The following is an 18,728-nucleotide window of genomic DNA, read 5'->3' on the forward strand; positions in this document are numbered from 1 at the left end:
GGAAATGCGCGACGGCCGCCAACGGGCGGTGGCCGCACGGGAGATGTGCACAGGAGCGAGTAGCTGACACCGGGGTCGGCCGCCGCCGTGGGTTGCGGGGGCGGCGTGCGCGGGCCGGCCCCGGATGTGACGGGCGCGGTACGGCGGAGCGGTCCCGACATGGCCGCGAGCGGTACGGCGGTACGGTCCCGGCATGGCCGCGCCGCCCTCGCCGCGGGTGGTCCGTGGCGAGGGCGGCGCGGTCGACAGCGGCCGGGCGGAACGGTGTCAGGCCGGGGTCAACTCCGGGGTCGGCTCCTGGACCGGGGTCAGTCCGTGGGCCAGGCCCGACAGCGGCCGGGTGCCGCCGAGTTGGTTCAGATCGGCGCCCTCCCAGCCGCGGGCGCGCAGCTCGGTCAGGACCCGCGGCGCGCGCAGCATCCGGCCGCCCGCCACCGTGTAGGAGGCGTCGAGGTCCACGGCGGCCAGTCCGTTGACCTTGGCGACGACGGCGGCCAGCGCGTCCGCGGCCACCGCTTCCGTACGCGCCGCGCGGGCGCCCTCCCCGGCCGTCACCCGGAAGAGGTCGGGGCGGCGCGCACCGGGCAGCGCGGAGCCGGTGTCCAGGCAGTGCAGCCGCAACTCCCGCTCGTCCAGGGGCCGTTCCGTGGTGACCTCGGCGAGCAGCCGGCCGTCTTCCACGGACACCCGCGCGGACCGTACCGCCGGATGCGCCAGCAGCACGCGCTCGGTCGCGTCCAGGTCCACCGCGTCGGGTCCGAGCCGGGCCAGGCGACGCGGGGCGGGGGCGGCGAAGTCGAAGAGCGCGGCGGCCTCGTCGAGCCGCAGGTCGACGGCCGCGTCGCGGTGCGCCTCCAGCAGCCGCCCGTACCCGCGCAGGAAGTGCTCGACGGCCGCCGCGTCCATCACGTCCGCCCGCGCGTTGAGGCCGACGGTGACCCCGTCGTCCCACTCCCCGACCCGCAGATAGGTGTCGGTCTCGGACAGCGCCCACGCGGTCGGCTCCGGTGTCCGCAGGAGGCGTTCCTTGCGGGTGCCGCAGCTCTTGGTCCCGTGGTTGAGGAAGTTGACCTCGGAGGAGGTCCTGATCGGCGCGCCGCGCCGGAAGGCGTCCTGGGCGACCAGCTCCACGATCTCGTCGTACGGCGCGTACGCGTGCTCCTGCGCCGTCTCCAGCGCGGCGGCGACCCGCGCGACCACCTCGGCGAATCCGGGGTCGCCGCCGAGGTCGACCGAGACGAGCGCCGGCGAGAACATGCACGTCAGCACGGACATCCGGGGTCCGTCCTGGCGGTGGCTGGTCAGCCAGCGGTGGGTGACCGTCCGCTCCCCGGTGTACGTGGCCATGGCCACCGCGTACGCCGCCAGGTGCACCGCGGAGGGCCACACCCGCAGCCGGGCGGCGATCTCGCGGACGGCGGGGAGCAGCGCGGGTGAGGTGAGCGTCGCCCCGAAGGCGGCGACGCCGTCGGGCGCGGCCGGCTCACGGCGCCGTACGAACATGTCGGCGGGCAGCTCGGGTACCGCCCGCCGCCAATAGCGCAGCATCTGCGCCCGCTCCGGCGACGGCCGCGCCTCGATGGCGGCGAGGTCGGCGGGCTGGTACGCGACCGGCCCCAACTGCGCCCGGCGGCCGGTGGCGAGCGTGCCGAGCAGTGCCTCGAAGTCGCGCTGGAAGAGCTGCATGCTCCAGTCGTCGAACGCCGTGTGGTTGAGGACGAGCGCCAGCGTGCGCGGCACTCCGCCCGTGGTGACCGCGCAGGCCCTGATCGGCCACTCGCGTTCCGGGTCGAACTCGGTGGTGGACATCTCGGCGATGACCGCCGCGGGTCCCGGCGTACCGTCCTGCTCGGTGGCGGCGACCAGCAGCGGCATCGGCCCCGGCGGCTCGACCCGCTGTCTCGGGCCCGGCCTGGCGTGTGCGTCGAAGACCGTGCGCAGCCCCTCGTGCCTGCGCACCAGATAGGCCAGCGCGGACCGCAGGCCCGTCAGGGAGAGTCCCTGCGGCAGCGGGTAGTTGGTGACGATGTGCGCGTCGTGACGAGCGCCCGCGGGCACCTGCTGGTACCTCAGCCAGTGGTACCGCTGCCCCCAGCAGAGGTCCGCGCTTCTCACCTCGGGCATCCCGCCCTCCTTCCAAACCGTGAGTGGGACCGGCCCGGCCGCATTCGCGCGGGCCCGTGAATCACCTCCCAGCATCGGGCCCGAACGGGAATAACGGCAGCGTTTCACGGTGGCCGCTTGTTGACGGCAAAAAGCTGCCATCGGGATTCGACCCGGTGCAACCCGGCAAGGGTTGACGGGAGTTGCGCCGTCCGGGAATCTCATGGTGTCGGAGAAACCAGATCCGGCATCCGGGGCCCACTCGGGTCCCGAATTTCCTTACATGGAAGGTGTGGTTCCTTTGTCCAAGACCGCCGTGAAGGCCGCCGTCAAGGCCGCGTCCAAGGCCGCCAGCAAGGCTGCCGTCAAGGCCGCTGACAAGTCGGCGACCAAGGCCGCGTCCAAGGCGGCCAGCAAGGCTGCGAGCAAGGCCGCGTCGAAGGCGGCCGTCAAGGCCGCGGTGAAGGCCGCGTCCAAGGCCGCCTGATCTCGGACCTGCAACATGTCTGAGCTCACGGCCGTGTGACGTCCGTCGCCGGCAAGGCGCCGCGTCCGCCATCAGGCGGCCGGCGCCCTGCCGGCGGGCAGCCCTCCCCCAGGGCCGGACGGCCGACCGCTCGGGCCCACTTCTCCCAGGGAAGGGGAAAGTCCGGTGGAACACGCCGAGATTATCGAGCACCTTCAGCATTCCCTCTCCGTGATCCTGGACCGGCCGCTCCCCGAATTCAGCGCGGATACCAGGATTCTCGAAGACCTGGAGATCGACTCCATGCGTTTTGTCGAACTCCTCATGAGCCTTGAGGACACCATCGGCCTCGAAGTCGACCCCGACACTCTCGAACCCGAGGTATTCCAGTCCGCAGGCTCCTTTGCCGACTACATCAAAATCCGGCTGGACCTCACGCGGGTCGCCGGTTAGCCGAACACGGCACGGCCCAACGGAGGATTCGATGAGGGACACGCTCGTGGCGTGTGAAGCGGCGGCCCATGACGGCGGGTTCACGCCCGGCCTGGAGCTGGCGCTGCGCACGGTGGAGGTCGGCGCTCCCGCGGGACGCGTCGCCGCTTTCCCGGCGGGCCGGGTGCCCACGGGCGCCGAGGTCGTGCCGCACCGCCTCGCGGAAATGGAGGGCGTCGCCTTCGTGGCGTGGCCCCACCGGCCCGCAGAATCCGCCGCACCGGCCTCGTACGACGGGCCCGACGACCGCCGCACCGTATTCGCCGCGCTGCTCGGCGCGGTACGGGTGGGCGTGTCCCGCAGGCTCCTCGACGACGCGGTCGCCCACCTGTCCGGACGGGTGGGCGGCGGCGAGCCCCTGATCCGCAAACAACTCGTGCTCGGCACCGTCGCCGACGTCATGACCGCACTCGACGCCGTACGCCAACTCCTGCTCGTCGCCCACCGCGTCCCCGCGGCCGTGGCCGACGCGCACGACCGGATCACCGCGCTCGACTGGGACACCGCCAAGCTCTTCGGGGCCTCCGGTTACCTCGCCGACGGACCGGTGCGCGCCGCGTACGTCGGCCGGCTCGCGGCGGACTGCTGGACCGACCGGGAGGACGTACAGCCATGATCCCCCTCGACACCCCGCTGCGGGAGCTGCGCGAACAGTGCCGGGAAGCGGGCCGGGAACTGCGCGCCCACGCCCTGGCCGTCGACGCCGACCCGGCCGGCACGGCCCACCTCGACCTGCCCGTCATGGCGCTGGTCAGGTCCGCCTCCACCCCCAAGGACTACCGCACCGGCTCCGCCGTGGACGACGGCGGCTACTCCGACACCTGCCTGTCCCGCGTGGTCGCCAGCGTCGAACTGGCCCGCGGCGACGCGGGGGTGCTCAGCGCCAACACCGGTCCCTCCCTGGCCGGCGTCGCTGTCGACACCCTGGGCAACGAGGCACAGCGCGAACTGTTCTACGACACCATCGCCGACGGTCGCGCCTGGACCTTCTTCGGCATGACGGAACCGGAGCACGGCACCGACGCCACGGCGATGGAGAGCAGGTTCGACGCGGCGGGCGACCCCGCCGACGGTTACCTGCTCTCCGGCTCCAAGCGCTATGTCGGCAACGCCTCCCGGGGCGCGATCGGCGTGGTCTTCGCCAGGACCGGCCGCAGCCCGCTCTCCATCCGCGGCGCGCTGATCCGGCAGCCCGCGCCCGGCTTCCACGGCGAGCCGCTGGACATGATCGGTCTGCGCGGCGCGCGGATCTGCCGGCTGGACCTCGACGAGGTGCCCGTGCCGCGCGAGATGCTGCTCGGCGCCCACCTGCCCGCCTCCCGGCGCGGTCTGTGGGGGATCAGCAGGACCTTCAACGCGATGCGGCTCCAGATCGCCGCGCTGGCCCTGGGCACCGCTCTCGGCACCCGCGACTACGTGACCGAGCAGCGTCCCGGCTGGTCGGGGCACGAGGTGGTCTCCGCCCGGCTCGACGCGGCCACGGCGCTGCTGTACGAGTCCGCGGCGGCCGTCGACCTCCAGCCCGACGTCGTACGGCCGCCGTCCATGGCGAAGCTGCACACCACCGATCTGGCGGTGCGCACCACGCACTGGGCGGCCCGGGCGCTCGGCCCCGGCGCGCTGATCGAGCACCCGCTGCTGGAGAAGTGGAGCCGGGACGTGCTCGCCTTCGAGTTCATGGAGGGCACCAGCAACATCCAGCGGCTGCACATCACCCACGACCTGGCTGCGCGGAAGGGACGGACATGACCGCCACGGACCTGACGGCGCGCCCGGCCACGGCGTCCGTCCCCGCTCCCGTGACAGCTCCCGCGCCCACGTCCTTCGCGTGGTCCGCCCGGCCGGTCACGGAGGCCGACCACGACGCCGTACTCGACCTCTTCACCGAGTCCGACTTCTACTTCCGCACCGCCCGCCCCGCCACCCGCCCGCAGTGGGAGATCCTCGCCCTGCTGGACGAGGACACCCGGCTGCTGAGCGCCGACGGACGGCCCGTGGGCCTGTACGCCCTGGAGGCGATGGGCGCCGAGCACGCCTGCCACTACGTGCTGCACCTGCGGCTGACCTCACGGCTGCGCACGGACGCCTGGGCGTCGGCGTACCGCGAGCTGGTCCGGGCGCTGCGCTGGCAGCGCGAGGTGGTCCGACTGGCCGTCGTCGTCCACGAGTTCGACGACCGGGGCCTGACCGCCGCCCGCCTGGCGGGCTTCACCGAGGAAGGCGTCCTGACCGGACACGTCGTCCACGACGGACACCGCCGCGGTTCCGTCTTCCTCTCCCGGATCTGGGAGCCCACGTCATGATGCTGCGCGGATACCGGGGCGCCGACCTGCCCCTGCTCACCGGCCACTGGCTGCCGGGCGAGCTGCTCGGCCTGTCCGTGCCCGGCAGGCCCGTCCTGGCGGAACCGGCCCGGGTGCCGGCGCCGGAAGGTCCCGGCGAGGACGGAGCGCCGGGCCAGGACGACGAGTTGTGCGTCGTGCCCGGCACCGGCTTCGTCCGGCTCGCCGCCCTGGACTGGGTGCACCGCAGGGCGCGGCTGGAGATCGGTCTGCGCTCCGGCGCGGAGACCAGCGCGGAGCCGCTGCTGAAGGCCGCCCTCGACCACGCTTTCCGGGTGCTCGGCCTGAGCCGGGTCTTCGGCTGGGTCACCCCGGCCGTGCCGCTGCCCGACGGGCTCCCGCGCGACGCCCTGCTGCGTGACGCGGGGCTGAGCCCGGAGGCCGACATCCCGCGGGCGCTGTGGCTGGACGGCCGCCCGGTGGCCCGACAGATCTGGGGAGCGACCCGCCATGGCTGACCTGACCCTGCTCGGCACCGCCGAGGCCGCCGCACGGCTGAGCGCCGCGCCGCAGGCCGCCCGCGGCTTCCTCGGCCTCGACCCGGTCACCCAGAACGGCCCGCTGCTCGCCCGCGAGCTGGCCCGTACCGGAGCGCAGGTGCTCCAGGCCGGGGACGTGCTGCTGGGATACGTGCCCAACCCCGCGCAGCCGCGCCAGGGTTGGGTCGCGACCACGTCCGCCGACCCGGAGCCGCTGGCCGCCCTGCTCGCCTTCCTGCGCACCTACCGCCGGTGCACGTCGTATGTCGCCGAGGTCCCCGACGGCTCACCGGCCGTGCCCGCGCTCGAAGCCTGCGGCTTCACCGGCGCCGGCCGGCTGCCCGGCCATGTCTTCCACACCGGCGGCTACCACGACGTGCTGGTCTACTGCGCCACCGAGGAGGGCTGACCCATGCCGTTCGTGACCGTCCGGCATTTCACCGAGGACGACATCCCCACGCGTACCGCCCTGTTGCGCGAGTCGCGCTTCCAGGCGAATCTCACCGACTTCGCGGTCGTCAGCGACGACGACGCGCTCACCGCCAACCAGCGCCGCACCCTCACGCGTGAGCACGACGTCAAGCGGATGTTCACCATGTGCGACTCCCGCGGCGCGACCGTCGGCTTCGCCTGGATCACCTCGATCGACTGGCCCGGCCAGACCTGTGAGCTGTCCTTCGGCGTGCTGCCGGAGTGCCGGGGCCCGTACGGCGCGACCGCCGTGACCGCCGCGCACGCGTACATCCGCGCGGAGTTGAACATGCGGGTGGTCGTCAACCAGGTCCTGGAGCACAACACGATGCTGGTGTCGTCCGGTGAACTCACCGAGCAGCGGCGGGTGCGCTGCGCGTACGACTCCTACACCGTCGGCGAGTGGCGCACCGCCTGCTACTGGACCGAGAGCGAACAGGACGTGCACCGCCGGCGCGAGCAGGTCGCCGACCGGCGCCGTGCGATCGCCGCCCGTATCCGCTCCACGTCGTCCCAGCCGTCATGAGCGCCCGCGCCGCGGAAGGCGGCTATCTGCACCACGCGACGATCGTGGGCGACACCGTGGTCTTCGTGTGCGAGGACGACCTGTGGACGGTGTCCGCCGAAGGCGGCACCGCGCGGCGGCTCACCGCGGGCACGACCGCGTGCGCGGGCCCCCGGCTCTCGCCCGACGGCCGCCAGGTCGCCTTCACCGGCTCCCCCGACGGCCTCACCGAGGTCTGCCTGACCTCGGTCTCCGGCGGCCCCGTCCGCCGGCTGACCCACCAGGCGGGCCGGTGCACGGTCACCGGCTGGCACCCGCTGACCGGCGAGATCCTGTACGCGAGCACCGCGGGCCAGCCCGAGGGCTTCGGCTTCCGGCTGTTCGCCGTGCACCCCGACGGCGGCCCGCCGCGGCTGGTCGAGGCGGGCCCCGCCGCGTCCGTGTCGTACGGGCCCGGCGGCGGTTCGGTGATCGGCCGGAGCATCGCCGACCCGGCGCGCCGCAAGCGCTACCGCGGCGGCGCGGCCGGTGAACTCTGGGTGGACGACGACGGATCCGGCGCGTACCGGCGGCTCGCGCTGCCCGCGGGCAATCCGGCGGACCCCTGCTGGGTCGGCAACCGGATCTACTTCATCAGCGACCACGAGGGCACCGGCAACGTCTACTCCTGCCACTCCGACGGCACGGGTCTGACCCGGCACACCGACCACGACGAGTACTACGCGCGCGGTCTGTCCAGCGACGGCCGCCGGCTGGTCTACCACAGCGGCGCGGTCCTGCACGTGCTGGACCCGGCGCGCGGCGGCACCCGGCGGCTGCGGGTGGAGCTGGGCCCCTCGGGCGTCCAGCACCAGCGCCGTATCGTGTCGGCCACCGGTTTCCTGGACGGCGCGCGGATCGGCCCCGACGGGCAGACCCTCGCGGTCACCGCCCGCGGCAAGGCGTTCACGCTCGCGCCCTGGTCGGGTCCGGTACGGCGGCACGGGCGCCCGGACGGTGTCCGCTACCGGCTGCTGAACTGGCTCGCCGACGGCGAGCGGCTGGTCGCGGTCGCGGGCGACTCGGGGCCCGGTGAGCGGCTGGTGCTGCTGCCCGCGGAGGGCGGCGCGGAGCTGCTCGGCGTGCCGCTGGCCGACCTGGGCTATGTCACCGCGCTGGCCGCCTCGCCCGCCACCGGGCAGGTCGCCTTCGCCACCAACCGGCAGGAGCTGTGGAGCGTCGACACCGACCGGCCGAAGCTGGAGCCGCGGCTGCTCGACACCAGCGCCCATGAGCGGATCGAGGATCTGGCCTGGTCGCCCGACGGCCGCTGGCTCGCCTACACCTATCCGGACACGCCCAGGAGCACGGCCATCAAGGTCGCCGAGGTGGACACCGGACGCACCTCGCGGATCACCCGACCGGTGCTGCGGGACGCGCTGCCGTCCTTCGACCCGGCGGGCCGCTATCTGTACTTCGTCGGACAGCGCGACCTGACGCCCGAGCACGACCAGGTCCAGTTCGAGATCGGCTTCCCCTTCGGCGCCCGGCCGTACGCGGTGCCGCTGACCGCCGACCGGCAGCCGCCGTTCGCTCCGCCGCAGCAGTCGGCGGGCGGCGCGTACTCCCCCGACGGGTACGACGAGGGCGATCCGGAAGGGCCGGTCGCCATCGACTTCACCGGTATCGAACGGCGCCTGGTCCCACTGCCGGTCCCCGAAGGCCGGTACGCGGCGGTGCTGGGTCTGCCCGACTGCGTGCTGCTGCTGTCGGTACCGCTCAGCGCGCCCGAGCCGGACGACCCGCAGCAGCAACAGGAGGGCAGCGTCACCCTGGTGGACCTGGCGACCGGCGACGTGACCGAGGACTATCTCGGGCCGGTCGACGAGATCAGCACCGACCGCACCGGCACGGCGCTGCTCTACCGGCACAACCACCGGCTGCGCGTGGTGCCCGCGGGCGCGCCCAAGGAGGCCGTGGAGGACTTCGACTCGCCCATCGCCCCGCCGGGGCGGCCCACCGGCTGGGTCGACCTGGACCGGGTCAAGATCCCGTTCGTCCCTGCCGCGGAGTGGCGGCAGATGTTCCGGGAGGCGTGGCGGCTCCAGCGCGAGAGCTTCTGGAACGCCGACATGTCGGGGATCGACTGGGACGCGGTGCACCGGTGCTATCTGCCGCTGCTCGACCGGGTCGCGACCCGCGCCGAACTCTCGGACCTGGTCTGGGAGTTGCACGGCGAACTGGCGACCTCGCACGCGTACGAGCGCGGCGGCGACTACGGCGCGCCGAGCGGTGAGGCGCAGGGTTTCCTCGGTGTGGACTGGGAGCCCGCGCCGCAGGCCGAGGGCCGGTGGCGGATCGCGCACGTGCTGCGCGGCGACCCGTGGAACCCCGACGCCACCTCGCCCTGCGACCGGCCGGGCGTCGACATCCGGCCGGGCGACGAGATCGCCGCGGTCGACGGGCACCTCGTGGGGCCCGGCGGCCCGGCGGAACTGCTCACCGGTCTCGCGGGCCGCGAGGTCGAACTGACCGTGCTGCGCGGCGGCGCCGTCCCGCGCCGGGTGGTGGTCCGCGCCGCCCGCAGCGAGGCCCGCGCCCGCTACCTGGACTGGGTGGCCCGCAACAGCGCGTACGTGGACACCGTCTCCGACGGCAGGCTCGCGTATCTGCACGTGCCGGACATGTTCAGGACCGGATACGCGGACTTCGTACGGCAGTTCCTCGGCGGTCTGGACCGGGAGGGGCTGGTGGTCGACGTGCGGTTCAACGGCGGCGGCCATGTCTCTCCGCTGCTCCTCGACCGGCTCGCGCGCAGCCGCACGGGTACCGAGCACGGCCGGTGGAGCGGCGCGGTGCCGTATCCGCTGGAGTCGCCGCGCGGTCCGATGGCGGCGCTGATCAACGAACAGACCGGCTCCGACGGCGAGATCTTCGGCCATATGTTCCGCGAGCGCGGCCTGGGCACGCTGGTGGGCACGCGGACGTGGGGCGGCACGATCGCCACCTGGCCGCGGCACGGGCTGGTCGACGGCACGGTGACCACCCAGCCCGAATTCTGCTACTACTTCCGCGGGGTCGGGGCGGGGCTGGAGAACCGCGGGGTCGAGCCGGACATCACGGTCGCCGTGGTCCCGGCGGGGCCGCAGCCCGGCCTGGACGCGCAGTTGGCGACGGCGGTGACGCATCTGCTGACGGTGCTGCCGGCACCGGCGTCGACGGACGGGTCCGGCATGGGCCTCGCACCGGCCGACGCCGGGGCCGTCGGCGCCGCGACGGGACGGAGCGGCGGATGAGCCGGCCGGAGGCGGCGGGGCGGGCCGCGGCCGGACCGCTCGTCCCCACGCCTCTGGCGGCGAGCCCCTTTGCGGCCGGGCCGGTCGCGGCCGGAGGGGCCCTCGCTGCGCCCGTCGCCGGGACCTGCGAGGTGTGGCTGGTGCCGGTGCGGCGGCACGCGGCGTGGGCCGGTCTGCTCGGCGCCGAGGAGCGGGAGCGGTGGCAGGTGCTCGGCGAGGGCGCGGCGGCCGATACGCTGCTGACCTCGCGGGCGGCCCAACGGCTCGTCGTAGGACGCTACTTGGGCGTGCCACCGGCCGAGGTGGCCGTCGAGCGGGGTTGCGGGCTGTGCGGCGCGCCCCGGCACGGCCGCCCCCGAGTGGCGGACGCCGCCTTCGACTTCTCCGTCTCGCACACCCGCGAGTGGCTGCTGATCGCGGTCGTCGGCAGCGGCCTGATCGGCGCGGATCTCGACCAACTCGACGCGGACCGTGACGCGGACGGCCTCGCGGCGCTCACCCTGACCCCCGCCGAGCGCGCCGCGTACGACCAACTCCCGCCCGGCGCGCGCCCGGAGGCGTTCCTCGACGCCTGGGTGCGCAAGGAGGCGGCGATGAAGCTGACCGGCCACGGCCTGTCGGCTCCTCCCGCGGCGATCGACGTCAGCACCGCGCTGGCCACGGCGCCGACCGTGCGGGACTGGCCCCGCGCCCCGCTCCACCTCACCCCCCTCGCGGCCCCGCCCGCCCATCGCGCGGCCCTGGCCACGACGGTTCCGGTGACCCACGTCCGGCGGCGCACGCTCCCGGAGTGACGGCGGCCACGCACGGCGGCCACGCACGGCGCCTACGCACGGTGCCCACGGACGGCAGCCACGCCGAACGGCCGCACCCGACCGCGTACCGATGCGTTTCGGACGGCGCCGGGCGGCGGTCGGCGCGACGCGCGCGGGTGCGCGACGGCACGGCGCGGCGTCGCCGGTCGGGGCCGCGGCGCCGACCTCAAGCGGGCGCCCTGTTCGGGGCGTGACGTCCCGTCACCGAAGGCGTGACCACCGGGTCGCATCGGCGTGAAACGGCCCGAATCCGCCCTACCGGCGAGTGCGGAGAGCGAACTAGCCTCGACACCAAGTTAGTTGCCTACGGCACTTAGTGCTACAGGCACTGACCTCTGCTGCCCCTGGCACCGCTCTGGCACCTTCCGCACCGGCAAGACAGGAGTGTCCGTCATGGCCACCGCCGCGCACCCGCCCGTTGCCGTCACCGCCCCCGCCGCCCGAGGGACGTGCCCCTTCGCCCCACCGCCCGCCTACGAACAGGCCCGAGGCGAGGAGGGGTTGAGCCGCGTCCGGCTGTGGGACGGCACGTCGTGCTGGATGGTGACCCGGCACGCGGACATCCGCTCCGTGCTGCGGGACCGGAGCTTCAGCTCGGACGCGAGGCGGCCCGGCTTCCCGTTCCTCTCGGCCGGCCTGCGGACGCTCGCCACCGACCGGCCGACCTTCATCCGGATGGACGACCCGGACCACGCCCGGCTGCGCCGCATGCTCACCGCCGACTTCATGATCCGCAAGGTCGCCGAGATGCGACCGGCCGTACGCCAGGTCACCGACGACCTGCTGGACCGGATGGCCGCCCGCGCCGACCGCACCGCGGACCTGGTCGCCGACTTCGCGCTGCCGCTGCCCTCCATGGTCATCTGCCTGCTGCTGGGCGTCCCCTACGCCGACCACGCCTTCTTCCAGCAGTGCAGCAGCACGATGCTGCGCACCGACGCGCCGCCGCAGGAGGTCGCCGCGGCGCAGGACGAACTGGGCGCCTATCTCGCCGGGTTGGCGCGCGCCAAGCGGGCCGCGCCGGACGACAGCATCATCAGCCGCCTCGCCGAGCAGGACGTCCTGGACGACGACGAGATCGCGTCGATGGGCCGGCTGCTGCTGGTGGCCGGGCACGAGACCACCGCCAACATGACCTCCCTGTCGGTCCTCGCCCTGCTGCGCGAGCCCGCCCAGGCCGCGCGGCTGCACGAGGCGGCCCGGCTCGACGAGGACGGCGACGGCTCCGCCCTCGACACCGCCGTCGAGGAGCTGCTGCGCTACATGACGGTGGTCCACAACGGGATCGGCCGGGCCGCCGTCGAGGACGTGGAGGTCAGCGGCACGCGGATACGGGCGGGCGAGGGCGTCCTGTGCATGATCGGCGCCGCCAACCGGGACGAGGACGCCTTCCCCGAGGGCGGCCTGCTCGACCTCGGCCGCCCCGGCGCCCGCCGCCACCTTGCCTTCGGCTTCGGCGTCCACCAGTGCCTCGGCCAGCCGCTCGCCCGCCTCGAACTGCGCGTCGCGCTGCCCGCCGTACTCCAGAGGTTCCCCGGCCTGCGTCTGGCCGTCCCCTTCGAAGAGCTGCGCTTCCGCCACGAGATGGCCGTCTACGGGCTGCACGCGCTCCCGCTCGCCTGGTGAACCCCGCCGCTCCGCAACGAAAGGAACGCCTCATGCGTGTCCACGTCGACACCGACAAGTGCTGCGGCTCCGGCATGTGCGTCCTGACCGCGCCCGGCGTCTTCGACCAGCGCGACGAGGACGGCATCGTGCGGCTGCTGGCCGACGAGCCGCCCGAGGCGACGTGGGACGACGTCCGCGAGGCCGAAGTGGGCTGCCCGGCGCAGGCGATCGAGACGGTCGAGCCGTAGGCCGCAGCCGCAGCCGTAGAGCCGTACAGCCGCGGTGATCCGGGGGCGCTCCGCAGAGAGCGCCCCCGGATCACCGGCCGCCCGGCAGTTCCCGCCGCCGGTCGCAGAAGGGGCACAGCCGGTGCGGCGCGACGCGCAGGTCCATCGCGATGTCCTGTCCCGGTCCGCCGCGCCTCGTACGCTGCCCGGCTCAGGCGATGTAGCGGGCGAGTGAGGTGACGACCGCGGCCGGGCGCCGTGACCCTTCGATCTCGATGGTGCTCTCCAGCCTCACCTGGACGGCCGCGTCCAGGCGTGCGGCCTCCGCGAGCCGCGCCGTGGCGCGGATGCGGGAGCCTTCGAGCACGGGCGTGACGAACCGGACGCGGTCCAGGCCGTAGTTGACCGCGAAGGAGACGTTGTCGACGCGGTAGAGCCGGGTGGTGAGTTCGGCGAGCAGCGACAGGGTCAGGTAGCCGTGGGCGACCGTCCGCCCGAAGGGGCCGGAGGCCGCGCGGTCCGGGTCGACGTGGATCCACTGGTGGTCCCCGGTCACGTCGGCGAAGGCGTCGATGCGCTTCTGGTCGACCGCGATCCAGTCGCTGGCCCCCAGATCCTCGCCTTCGGAGTCGGCCAGATCCGTCAGGCCGTCGAAGATCCGCACGCGCCTCGTCCCTTCTGGTTGTCGTCCCGGCCGCTCCCCCGGCGCCGGTGCCGGGAGTCGTCGCCGGGCTGCCGCCGCGTGATCGTCCGGGAGTCGAACCGCCACCGGCCGTCCACGCGGCGGAACCGGTCGGCGTAGGTGTTGCGGGTGACGAGCAGGGCCCGCTCACCGGGGAACCGCTGGGTGACCTCGATGCCGCAGGTCCCGTACGCCTCGTCCCGCGAACGGCCGGGTGCCAGGCTGATGTCGTGCACGCGGTGCCGGGTGTGCGTGGCGCCGTCGTAGGTGAGGACGTTCTCCCGCATCCAGTCCTCGACGTCGGCGCCGGGCATTCCCAGCCAGGTGCCGTCGCGGAAGAGGCGGGCGAAGCGCGCGAAGTCACCGGTGTCCACGCTGTCGCAGTACGCGGTGAGCAGGGCGGTGATCCGCCGGACGTCCTGGGCGTCGAGCGCCGGGCCCCGGGGTGTGGGGCCCGGCGCGTCGACCGGGTCGCGCCGGGTCACGAGGGCTGCTTCGCCAGTTCCTTGGGCTTGCCGCCGACGAACTGGAAGGCCACGAGCGACTTGCTGAATCCGTCGCGCCCGTCACCGAAGTTGATCAGCGAGCCGTCCTTGCCCGCGGCGCCCGCGAAGGGCGTGATCGCGTCGATCGCCTTGGCGAGCTTGTCCCCGTCGGTGTCGCCGTTGGTGGCGTCGAGCCCCTTCTTCAGGACGGTGAAGGCGTCCCAGGTGGCGCCCGCCTGCTCCGCCAGGCCCAGCGCGAGCGCGTCCGCGCTGCCGCCGTACTCGGTGGCGTACGCCTTGACGAAGTCCTGGTACTCCGGCTTGGACGGCTGCTGGTTGGCCAGCGTGTAGATCGCCGGGAGCTTGGTGTACGCGTCGCCGCCGATCTTCAGGGCGTCCGGCGCGATGAGCGAGCCGAAGCCGACGACGGGCACGTTGACCCCGGCCTCCGCCATCGTCTTGAGCATGAGTCCCGCGTCGGCCGCCGCGGAGCCGATGTGGACGACGGCGTCCGGGTGCTCGCCCTTCAGCTTGGTCACGGCCGAGGTCAGGTCGGTCGCGCCCAGCGTGTAGTGCACGGTGTCGCCCGGGTCCATGCCCGCCTGCTTCGCCTGGTCGACGATCGGCTTCCACAGCGTCGATCCGGTCGGGCCGTCGTCCGCGGTCACCACCGGGTGCTTGTAGCCGAGCGACTTGAGCAGGTCGATCATCTGGACCGGGTAGTCGCTCTGGTCGACGGTGGTGCGGAAGGTGTACTTCGCGCCGTCCATCAGGGCGGGTGAGATCGTCGAGGAGTTGATGAAGACGATCTTGCGCGGCTCGACGATCTTGCGGATCGCCAGTCCCTCGATGCTGGTGTAGCCGCCCATCATGACCCCGGCCTTGTCGACCGTGATGGCCCGCTGGGCGACCTTGGCCGACTCGTCGGCGGTGAGCTTGTCGTCGTAGACCTTGAGGGAGAGCTTCCGGCCGCCCGCGCCGCCGTCCGCGTTGATCGTCTTCACGGCCAGTTTGGCCGTGTTGACCATCTGCTCGGCCACTGCCGCGTTGCCGCTGGTGAGCGGGGCGGCGAAACCGATGACGAGGGTCTTGCCGCCGCCACCGCCGGAGGTGCTGCCCCCGCCGTTGGAGCCGCAGGCGGCGAGCGACATCGTGGCGGCGAGCGCCAGGACGCCGACGCCGAAGAGGGATCTGTGCACAACAGGCTCCTTAACGAAGTGAAATGATGGATCGCCGGCGACGGCGCGTACGCGCGTCACGGGGAGGGTGGGCGGGCTCAGCCGCGAGCGGGCTCAGCCGGAGGTGCTCTCGGTCGGGGGCGGCCTCGGCCGGACCCGGCCTCGGTCGCGTGGCGCGGTCTCAGCCGGAGGTGGCCTCGGGCCGCCACTGGGGCAGGCCGATCCCGTCGGCGATCCGCAACTGATACGCCTGGACGCGCTGGCCGACGCGGACCTCGTCCACGGGGCAGTCGGTGATGTTCCCCATCATGCGCGGCCCCTCGTCGAGGTCGACCAGCGCGATCACGTACGGCGCGTCCTCGTCGAATCCGGGCATGCCCGCCTGCCGGACAACGGTGTAGGTGTAGACGGTGCCCCGCCCGCTCGCCGCCTCCCACTCGGGCGTCGCCGCACAGACGCGGCAGATCAGCCGCGGGTAGTGCTGCGTGGCGTGGCAGGACGGGCAGCGCTGGATCAGCAGCGTGCCTTCCTGGGCGGCGCGGAAGTAGGTGGCGCTGACCGGGTCGAGTTCGGGGACCGGCTTCGCCCAGGTGTCGGCCACGTCGATGACGTCGAGGGTCCCCTGTGGGCCGCGGATGTTCTCGGTTGCCATCTGCCTCATCTGCCTTTCCCGAGGATGGTGACGCCGATCGTGGAGAACCAGCCGCCGGAGCCGGCCGCGAGCGCCACCTCGCAGTCCGGCACCTGCACCTCACCGGCCTGGCCGCGCAGTTGTCTGACCGCCTCGATCAGCAGGAAGATCCCGCGCAGTCCCGGATGGCAGGCGGACAGGCCGCCGCCGTCGGTGTTGACGGGCAGCTTCCCGCCGAGCCGGAGGTTGCCCTCCTCGGCGAAGGGGCCGCCCTCGCCCGGCTCGCAGAAGCCCAGGCTCTCCAGCAGCAGGATGACCGTGATGGTGAAGCTGTCGTAGAGCATGGCCATGTCCACGTCGGCCGGGGTCAGTCCGGCGCGCGCGAAGGCGTCGGGGCCGGAGCGGGCGCCCGCCGTGGTGGTCACGTCCGGCGCCTGCGAGATGTTCCAGTGGTTCTGGCGGGCGGCCGTGCCCAGGATCGAGACGTACGGCTGCCTGAGGTCGCGGGCGCGCTCCTCGGTGGTGACGATGACGGCGCCGCCGCCGTCGGTGATCGCGCAGCAGTCGAACAGGTGCAGCGGGTCGGCGATCATCCGGGAGTCGAGGACGTCGTCCACGGTCAGCGGCTTGCGGTATATGGCCTGCGGATTGTGGGCCGCGTGTTCGCGGACCGCGACGGCGACGCTGGCGAGCTGTTCCGGCGTGGTGCCGTACTCGTGCATGTGGCGCCGCGCGGCCATCGCGTACGCGGCGACCGTCGTCTTGCCGTACGGCTCCTCGTACGCCGCGCCGCCGACGGGCCTGCGGCCGTACGCCGTGCCGAGGCTCCGTCCCATCCGGGTCAGCAGGTCGCTGCCGTAGGTGAGGAGGATGGTGTCCGCCATGCCGGACCGGATCGCGGCCTCGGCGTGCTGGATCTGGAACTCGTAGGCCGATCCTCCGGTGTACGTGCCCTCGATCCACCGCGGGTCGAGGCCCAGGTACTCCGCGGTCTCGGGGAGGTCGACGCCGGGGACGCCGGGGATCCACGCCTCGGCGCAGCCGAAGCCGTCGATGTCGTCCTTGCGCAGGCCGGAGTCGGCCAGCGCGCGTTGCATCGCCTGGGCCTGGTGGCCGAGCGCGTCGAGATGGGGCGCCTTGGGCCCGTCGGACAGTCCGACGGCGGCGATGACCGGGGTGCGGTCGGGGCGGGTCACGGCTCAGCTCCTCCTGTTCGTCGTGGAGTTCGTGTGGCGCAGTTCGTGTTTCTGGATCTTGCCCGAGGCGGTTCTGGGCAGCTCGGGGAGCACCTGCCACGAGGTGGGGATCTTCTGCTTGGCGAGCTTGGCCCGGTCCAGGTACGCCGTCATCTCGGCGTCGCCCGGCCACTTCTGGCCCGCGGCGAGGGTGACGAAGGCGCCGACGACCTCGCCGAGCCGCGGGTCGGGCAGTCCGACCACGGCCGCCATGTCGACGGCCGGGTGCCGCTGGATGAGTTCCTCGATGTCGCGGGCGGAGAACTTCTCGCCCGCGCGGTTGATGATGTCCTTGGTACGGCCGGTGATGCGGACCAGGCCGCGCGCGTCGACCCGGCCGAGGTCGCCGGTGTAGAACCAGCCCTCCTCGTCGAGCTGTTCGCGGGTGAGGGCCGGGTCGGTGTAGCCGATGAGGGCCTGCGGACCCCTGATCCGCAGTTCGCCCTCCGCGCCGGGCGGGAGCGGCCGGCGCTCGGCGTCGACAGCCTGGATCTCGCTGCCGGGGACGACGGCGCCGTCGTACTCGGCCCTGATGTCGAGCGGTTCGGTGGGGGCGACCCAGGAGACTCCCCCGCCGGTCTCCGTCATGCCGTAGCCGCGCAGCGCGGTGATCCCGACCTCGCCCGCCTCCCGGATCAGGTCGGGTACGGTCGCCGCGCCGCCGGACATGAACACCGAGATCGGGTGGCCGGCGCCGATGCCCTCGCGGTGGGCCGCGACCAGGTCGTGGAGGAACACCGAGGCGGCGGTGGTGAAGGTGCACCGTTCGCGTTCGATGATCCGGGCCGCCTCCGCGCCGTTCCAGACCGGCATCACGACGATCTTGGCGCCCATGGACGCGGGCCAGACGACCCCGGCGTTGAAACCGGCCAGGTGGGACAGGGGCGAGGCGCAGAAGAAGACGTCCTTGGCGCTCAGCGACATGGTGTGCCGGATGCTGCGCGCGTTGGACACGAATCCCTGGCCCGTCAGCTCGACGCCCTTGGGCGCGGAGGTCGTCCCCGAGGTGTAGAGCATCAGGCAGCACCGGTCGGGTTCGAGCGGGTCGGGGAGCGAGACGGCGGGCCGCCGGTCGTCCCGGCCGGGGAAGGCGCGCCAGCCGGGCCGCGGCTCCTCCAGGTCCACGCAGAAGCGGGCGACCGGCCCCCAGGTGGCGCCCTCCAGGATGCCGTCCAGCTCCTCGGCGGGGCGCCTGCCGCGGTTCTCCGCGATCGAGATCACCGCGCGCGGCTTGCAGTCGTTGACGATGTGCGCCATCTCGTGTTCGCGGTAGATCGGCACGACCGGGACGTTGACCGCGCCGATCCGGAAGGCGGCGACCTGGCCCAGCAGCGCCTCCGCCAGATTCGGCAGCTGGATCATGACGCGGTCGCCGCGTACGACTCCCGCCTCGACCAAGTGCGCGGCGAGCACGTCGGCCCACGCGGCGAATTCGCCGTACGTCAGCCGAAGGTCGCCGATCACCAGGAATTCGCGGTCCGGGGTGCGCTCGGCGACGTCGAACACCCACCATCCGAGACGCTCGGAGGTCCAGTATCCGTGCTCGCGGTAGTACGCCTCACGGTCGGTCCTCGTCGTCGCCGCGGGAGCAGCGGCCATGCTCTTTCCTCTCGTCGCGAACTGTGCGGACGGCGAAGCGGAGGCCGTTCACGGGAAGTGGTTAGCCATGTGTAACATCGTCTTAAACCGAGCGCAATGGATCGCGTCAATCTCTTTACCTGGCTAAGCAAATGT

19 protein-coding genes are annotated in these 18,728 nt (G+C 73.2%); 12 read left to right on the forward strand and 7 right to left on the reverse strand.

Annotated elements, in window-relative coordinates; translation table 11 throughout:
• Positions 1-267: 267 nt before the first annotated feature.
• Positions 268-2,124, reverse strand: coding sequence for a condensation domain-containing protein (locus ABZX65_RS21805; RefSeq protein WP_355342373.1), 1,857 nt, complete (start codon positions 2,122-2,124; stop codon positions 268-270).
• A 280-nt stretch (positions 2,125-2,404) separates the two neighbouring features.
• On the opposite strand from ABZX65_RS21805, the gene ABZX65_RS21810 reads away from it, so the two are divergent.
• The 12 genes from ABZX65_RS21810 to ABZX65_RS21865 all read left to right on the forward strand — a co-directional run bounded on the left by ABZX65_RS21810 (position 2,405) and on the right by ABZX65_RS21865 (position 12,804).
• Complete coding sequence (locus ABZX65_RS21810) at positions 2,405-2,590, forward strand: hypothetical protein (protein WP_355342376.1); 186 nt, start codon at positions 2,405-2,407, stop codon at positions 2,588-2,590.
• Between the two features lie 165 nt (positions 2,591-2,755).
• Positions 2,756-3,022: a phosphopantetheine-binding protein gene (locus ABZX65_RS21815; protein ID WP_188284224.1), complete on the forward strand. Its 267-nt coding sequence runs from the start codon at positions 2,756-2,758 to the stop codon at positions 3,020-3,022.
• Positions 3,023-3,053: 31 nt separating this feature from the next.
• Positions 3,054-3,677 carry an acyl-CoA dehydrogenase family protein gene (locus ABZX65_RS21820; protein ID WP_355342379.1) on the forward strand — a complete coding sequence of 208 codons (624 nt, stop codon included), beginning with the start codon at positions 3,054-3,056 and terminating at the stop codon, positions 3,675-3,677.
• Entirely contained in the window at positions 3,674-4,810 is a 1,137-nt protein-coding gene (locus tag ABZX65_RS21825; protein WP_355342382.1) for an acyl-CoA dehydrogenase family protein, read from the forward strand. Before ABZX65_RS21820 ends, ABZX65_RS21825 begins: the two co-directional genes overlap by 4 nt.
• Positions 4,807-5,364, forward strand: a complete 558-nt coding sequence (locus ABZX65_RS21830) for a hypothetical protein (RefSeq protein ID WP_355342385.1) — start codon at positions 4,807-4,809, stop codon at positions 5,362-5,364. The genes ABZX65_RS21825 and ABZX65_RS21830 overlap by 4 nt, the downstream gene beginning before the upstream one ends.
• Positions 5,361-5,861 (forward strand): hypothetical protein, encoded by a 501-nt coding sequence (locus ABZX65_RS21835; RefSeq protein WP_355342388.1) that lies wholly within the window; start codon positions 5,361-5,363, stop codon positions 5,859-5,861. The genes ABZX65_RS21830 and ABZX65_RS21835 overlap by 4 nt, the downstream gene beginning before the upstream one ends.
• A complete protein-coding gene (locus ABZX65_RS21840; RefSeq protein WP_355342391.1) occupies positions 5,854-6,291 on the forward strand; it encodes a GNAT family protein in 438 nt (145 codons plus the stop codon). The genes ABZX65_RS21835 and ABZX65_RS21840 overlap by 8 nt, the downstream gene beginning before the upstream one ends.
• A gap of 3 nt (positions 6,292-6,294) precedes the next feature.
• The gene (locus ABZX65_RS21845; RefSeq protein ID WP_355342394.1) at positions 6,295-6,879 is read left to right on the forward strand and encodes a GNAT family N-acetyltransferase; all 585 of its coding nucleotides are present in this window, start codon (positions 6,295-6,297) and stop codon (positions 6,877-6,879) included.
• Positions 6,876-10,133: a S41 family peptidase gene (locus ABZX65_RS21850; protein WP_355342397.1), complete on the forward strand. Its 3,258-nt coding sequence runs from the start codon at positions 6,876-6,878 to the stop codon at positions 10,131-10,133. The genes ABZX65_RS21845 and ABZX65_RS21850 overlap by 4 nt, the downstream gene beginning before the upstream one ends.
• Entirely contained in the window at positions 10,130-10,927 is a 798-nt protein-coding gene (locus tag ABZX65_RS21855) for a 4'-phosphopantetheinyl transferase superfamily protein (RefSeq protein ID WP_355342400.1), read from the forward strand. Before ABZX65_RS21850 ends, ABZX65_RS21855 begins: the two co-directional genes overlap by 4 nt.
• A gap of 414 nt (positions 10,928-11,341) precedes the next feature.
• Positions 11,342-12,574, forward strand: coding sequence for a cytochrome P450 (locus ABZX65_RS21860; protein ID WP_355342403.1), 1,233 nt, complete (start codon positions 11,342-11,344; stop codon positions 12,572-12,574).
• A 32-nt stretch (positions 12,575-12,606) separates the two neighbouring features.
• Positions 12,607-12,804: a ferredoxin gene (locus tag ABZX65_RS21865; protein ID WP_188284234.1), complete on the forward strand. Its 198-nt coding sequence runs from the start codon at positions 12,607-12,609 to the stop codon at positions 12,802-12,804.
• 190 nt (positions 12,805-12,994) lie between these two features.
• On the opposite strand, the gene ABZX65_RS21870 is transcribed toward ABZX65_RS21865, so the two are convergent.
• The 6 genes from ABZX65_RS21870 to ABZX65_RS21895 all read right to left on the reverse strand — a co-directional run bounded on the left by ABZX65_RS21870 (position 12,995) and on the right by ABZX65_RS21895 (position 18,593).
• Positions 12,995-13,447 (reverse strand): MaoC family dehydratase, encoded by a 453-nt coding sequence (locus tag ABZX65_RS21870; RefSeq protein ID WP_355342406.1) that lies wholly within the window; start codon positions 13,445-13,447, stop codon positions 12,995-12,997.
• On the reverse strand, positions 13,426-13,950 hold the full coding sequence (locus tag ABZX65_RS21875; protein ID WP_355342409.1) for a nuclear transport factor 2 family protein: 525 nt from the start codon (positions 13,948-13,950) through the stop codon (positions 13,426-13,428). The genes ABZX65_RS21870 and ABZX65_RS21875 overlap by 22 nt, the downstream gene beginning before the upstream one ends.
• A complete protein-coding gene (locus ABZX65_RS21880; protein ID WP_355342412.1) occupies positions 13,947-15,149 on the reverse strand; it encodes an ABC transporter substrate-binding protein in 1,203 nt (400 codons plus the stop codon). The genes ABZX65_RS21875 and ABZX65_RS21880 overlap by 4 nt, the downstream gene beginning before the upstream one ends.
• Before the next feature lie 160 nt (positions 15,150-15,309).
• Positions 15,310-15,789 (reverse strand): Zn-ribbon domain-containing OB-fold protein, encoded by a 480-nt coding sequence (locus ABZX65_RS21885; protein ID WP_355342415.1) that lies wholly within the window; start codon positions 15,787-15,789, stop codon positions 15,310-15,312.
• Positions 15,786-16,955, reverse strand: coding sequence for an acetyl-CoA acetyltransferase (locus tag ABZX65_RS21890; protein WP_355342418.1), 1,170 nt, complete (start codon positions 16,953-16,955; stop codon positions 15,786-15,788). Before ABZX65_RS21890 ends, ABZX65_RS21885 begins: the two co-directional genes overlap by 4 nt.
• 3 nt (positions 16,956-16,958) lie before the next feature.
• Positions 16,959-18,593 carry an AMP-binding protein gene (locus ABZX65_RS21895; RefSeq protein WP_355342421.1) on the reverse strand — a complete coding sequence of 545 codons (1,635 nt, stop codon included), beginning with the start codon at positions 18,591-18,593 and terminating at the stop codon, positions 16,959-16,961.
• Positions 18,594-18,728: the final 135 nt, after the last annotated feature.

The organism is Streptomyces sp. NPDC003300 (genome assembly GCF_040610915.1).
Taxonomy (GTDB): domain Bacteria; phylum Actinomycetota; class Actinomycetes; order Streptomycetales; family Streptomycetaceae; genus Actinacidiphila.

Bases quoted from the DNA above. Each gene is read 5' to 3' on its own strand.
- ABZX65_RS21895 (WP_355342421.1), bottom strand. From the start codon at position 18,593: ATGGCCGCTGCTCCCGCGGCGACGACGAGGACCGACCGTGAGGCGTAC.
- ABZX65_RS21835 (WP_355342388.1), top strand. From the start codon at position 5,361: ATGATGCTGCGCGGATACCGGGGCGCCGACCTGCCCCTGCTCACCGGC.
- ABZX65_RS21840 (WP_355342391.1), top strand. From the start codon at position 5,854: ATGGCTGACCTGACCCTGCTCGGCACCGCCGAGGCCGCCGCACGGCTG.
- ABZX65_RS21885 (WP_355342415.1), bottom strand. From the start codon at position 15,789: ATGAGGCAGATGGCAACCGAGAACATCCGCGGCCCACAGGGGACCCTC.
- ABZX65_RS21860 (WP_355342403.1), top strand. From the start codon at position 11,342: ATGGCCACCGCCGCGCACCCGCCCGTTGCCGTCACCGCCCCCGCCGCC.
- ABZX65_RS21830 (WP_355342385.1), top strand. From the start codon at position 4,807: ATGACCGCCACGGACCTGACGGCGCGCCCGGCCACGGCGTCCGTCCCC.
- ABZX65_RS21850 (WP_355342397.1), top strand. From the start codon at position 6,876: ATGAGCGCCCGCGCCGCGGAAGGCGGCTATCTGCACCACGCGACGATC.
- ABZX65_RS21805 (WP_355342373.1), bottom strand. From the start codon at position 2,124: ATGCCCGAGGTGAGAAGCGCGGACCTCTGCTGGGGGCAGCGGTACCAC.
- ABZX65_RS21865 (WP_188284234.1), top strand. From the start codon at position 12,607: ATGCGTGTCCACGTCGACACCGACAAGTGCTGCGGCTCCGGCATGTGC.
- ABZX65_RS21845 (WP_355342394.1), top strand. From the start codon at position 6,295: ATGCCGTTCGTGACCGTCCGGCATTTCACCGAGGACGACATCCCCACG.
- ABZX65_RS21855 (WP_355342400.1), top strand. From the start codon at position 10,130: ATGAGCCGGCCGGAGGCGGCGGGGCGGGCCGCGGCCGGACCGCTCGTC.
- ABZX65_RS21820 (WP_355342379.1), top strand. From the start codon at position 3,054: ATGAGGGACACGCTCGTGGCGTGTGAAGCGGCGGCCCATGACGGCGGG.
- ABZX65_RS21825 (WP_355342382.1), top strand. From the start codon at position 3,674: ATGATCCCCCTCGACACCCCGCTGCGGGAGCTGCGCGAACAGTGCCGG.